4 protein-coding genes and 3 pseudogenes are annotated in these 2362 nt (G+C 61.4%); 1 reads left to right on the forward strand and 6 read right to left on the reverse strand.

Annotation, left to right across the window (positions count from 1 at the left end; all coding sequences use genetic code 11):
• Both XANALMUS060_RS21615 and XANALMUS060_RS21620 read right to left on the reverse strand, forming a co-directional pair.
• On the reverse strand, positions 1-340 hold a 340-nt coding region (locus tag XANALMUS060_RS21615; protein ID WP_045739439.1), incomplete at its 3' end, for a hypothetical protein.
• Complete coding sequence (locus XANALMUS060_RS21620; protein ID WP_045739440.1) at positions 328-1005, reverse strand: condensation domain-containing protein; 678 nt, start codon at positions 1003-1005, stop codon at positions 328-330. The genes XANALMUS060_RS21620 and XANALMUS060_RS21615, both read right to left, overlap by 13 nt.
• Before the next feature lie 109 nt (positions 1006-1114).
• On the opposite strand from XANALMUS060_RS21620, the gene XANALMUS060_RS22495 reads away from it, so the two are divergent.
• Positions 1115-1255, forward strand: a complete 141-nt coding sequence (locus XANALMUS060_RS22495; RefSeq protein WP_235430603.1) for a hypothetical protein — start codon at positions 1115-1117, stop codon at positions 1253-1255.
• Positions 1256-1462: 207 nt separating this feature from the next.
• Here XANALMUS060_RS22495 and XANALMUS060_RS22500 read toward each other — a convergent pair.
• The 4 genes and pseudogenes from XANALMUS060_RS22500 to XANALMUS060_RS22515 form a co-directional block, all read right to left on the reverse strand.
• A pseudogene (locus XANALMUS060_RS22500) lies at positions 1463-1591 on the reverse strand (phosphopantetheine-binding protein); the annotation flags it as partial.
• A 122-nt stretch (positions 1592-1713) separates the two neighbouring features.
• A pseudogene (locus XANALMUS060_RS22505) lies at positions 1714-1866 on the reverse strand (hypothetical protein); the annotation flags it as partial.
• Positions 1793-2026, reverse strand: a complete 234-nt coding sequence (locus XANALMUS060_RS22510) for a hypothetical protein (RefSeq protein ID WP_235430604.1) — start codon at positions 2024-2026, stop codon at positions 1793-1795. The gene XANALMUS060_RS22510 and the pseudogene XANALMUS060_RS22505, both read right to left, overlap by 74 nt.
• 74 nt (positions 2027-2100) lie before the next feature.
• Positions 2101-2334, reverse strand: a pseudogene (locus tag XANALMUS060_RS22515) (hypothetical protein); the annotation flags it as partial.
• Between the last annotated feature and the right edge of the window lie 28 nt (positions 2335-2362).

Here is a 2362-nt window from a genome sequence, read left to right on the forward strand (position 1 = left end):
ACATCGCGCCGGCATGGTCCTGCTGAGGCGGACGCGGACGATCCGTTGGCAGCTCCAGCAACACCGGCGCATCCGATAGCGTCTTGCGCCAGTCGCGCGCTTGCTGCTCCAACACATCTCCCGTCAACCACTGCCGCTGCCAGCTTGCATAGTCGGCGTACTGGATCGGCAACGGTGCCAGCGGATCGGTTGCTGCTCCAACACATCTCCCGTCAACCACTGCCGCTGCCAGCTTGCATAGTCGGCGTACTGGATCGGCAACGGTGCCAGCGGATCGGCTTCCTTCGCCACGTGCGAACGCCCGATACAACACGCTCAGCTCGTTGATCAAAATCCCCATCGACCACCCATCCGAGACGCAACACGCTCAGCTCGTTGATCAAAATCCCCATCGACCACCCATCCGAGACGATGTATGTGGTGCATCGTGACGAAGAGAACGGACTCGTCATCGGCAAGCCGAACCAGTCGACCACGGATCAACGGGTCTTGTTCCAGCGCGAACGGTGTCTGCACCTCATCCGCCAATAGCTGCTCCAGCACAACCTCGCGATCGGGCACCTCACGCAGATCGTGATCGATCAGATGGAAACCGCTGTCCTCGTCAGCGATGTGCTGCAACGCCTGCCCATCGACAAGGGCAAAGGTCGTGCGCAGCGACGCATGTCGAGCCACGATGCGATCCAACGCACGCTGCAGTGCGTGCGCATCCAGCGCCCCGCGTAAACGCAGGCCACCGCTGATGTGATACGCCTCACTGACACCCTCGAACTGCGATAGGAACCAGAGCCGCTGTTGTGCAAAGGACAGCACGCGCGGCGCATCCAGCTGCAATGGCAGGATCGGTGGCAAGATCGCACTGGACGAAGAGGCCACGCACGCGGCAAGGTCCTTCAGCGTTGCATTGGCAAACAGCTCCGCCACGCCGATCTCGACACCCAATTCCTGACGCAATCGTGACGAAGAGAACGGACTCGTCATCGGCAAGCCGAACCAGTCGACCACGGATCAACGGGTCTTGTTCCAGCGCGAACGGTGTCTGCACCTCATCCGCCAATAGCTGCTCCAGCACAACCTCGCGATCGGGCACCTCACGCAGATCGTGATCGATCAGATGGAAACCGCTGTCCTCGTCAGCGATGTGCTGCAACGCCTGCCCATCGACAAGGGCAAAGGTCGTGCGCAGCGACGCATGTCGAGCCACGATGCGATCCAACGCACGCTGCAGTGCGTGCGCATCCAGCGCCCCGCGTAAACGCAGGCCACCGCTGATGTGATACGCCTCACTGACACCCTCGAACTGCGATAGGAACCAGAGCCGCTGTTGTGCAAAGGACAGCACGCGCGGCGCATCCAGCTGCAATGGCAGGATCGGTGGCAAGATCGCACTGGACGAAGAGGCCACGCACGCGGCAAGGTCCTTCAGCGTTGCATTGGCAAACAGCTCCGCCACGCCGATCTCGACACCCAATTCCTGACGCAGGCGCGAAGCGACCCGTACCGCCAACAACGAATGCCCACCAAGCGCGAAGAAGTTGTCGTGCCGCCCGATGCTCTCCAGACCCAGCAGCTCACGCCAGATCGCGGCAATGGTGTGTTCGACCTCACCCTGCGGTGCTTCATACGCAGGCGCGGCATAGGCTGTAGCATCCGGCGCGGGTAAGCGACCCGTACCGCCAACAACGAATGCCCACCAAGCGCGAAGAAGTTGTCGTGCCGCCCGATGCTCTCCAGACCCAGCAGCTCACGCCAGATCGCGGCAATGGTGTGTTCGACCTCACCCTGCGGTGCTTCATACGCAGGCGCGGCATAGGCTGTAGCATCCGGCGCGGGTAATGCCTGCCTTGCGATCCAGTTGCGATCCAGCTTGCTTGCCCCGTTCGGGGTCAGTGGTTGGTAGGCGATCCAACTGCACATAAGCCGCCGGTACCATGTAATCCGGCAACGTGTCCGACAGCCAACTACGCAAACTTTCCACGCCAAGGGACTCGTGCGTCGCATCCTGCGTCGCAACCCAATACGCCACCAATCGCTTGTCGCTAGGCGATCCAACTGCACATAAGCCGCCGGTACCATGTAATCCGGCAACGTGTCCGACAGCCAACTACGCAAACTTTCCACGCCAAGGGACTCGTGCGTCGCATCCTGCGTCGCAACCCAATACGCCACCAATCGCTTGTCGCTGCCCGTGGCATCTTCCAGCGCCACCACCACACTCTCGCGCACATCCGCATGCGCGCTCAACCGGGCCTCGATCTCGCCCAACTCGATGCGGAAACCACGGATCTTGACCGACCTGATGATCGTTACGTCCCACAAACTCCAGCATGCCATCGGCACGCCAACGCCCCAGATCGCCAGT

The organism is Xanthomonas sp. MUS 060 (assembly GCF_000963215.1).
Classification (GTDB): domain Bacteria; phylum Pseudomonadota; class Gammaproteobacteria; order Xanthomonadales; family Xanthomonadaceae; genus Xanthomonas_A.

What these genes read in the sequence shown, in the direction of transcription:
- XANALMUS060_RS22495 (WP_235430603.1), top strand. Translation starts at nt 1,115, where the DNA reads ATGGAAACCGCTGTCCTCGTCAGCGATGTGCTGCAACGCCTGCCCATC.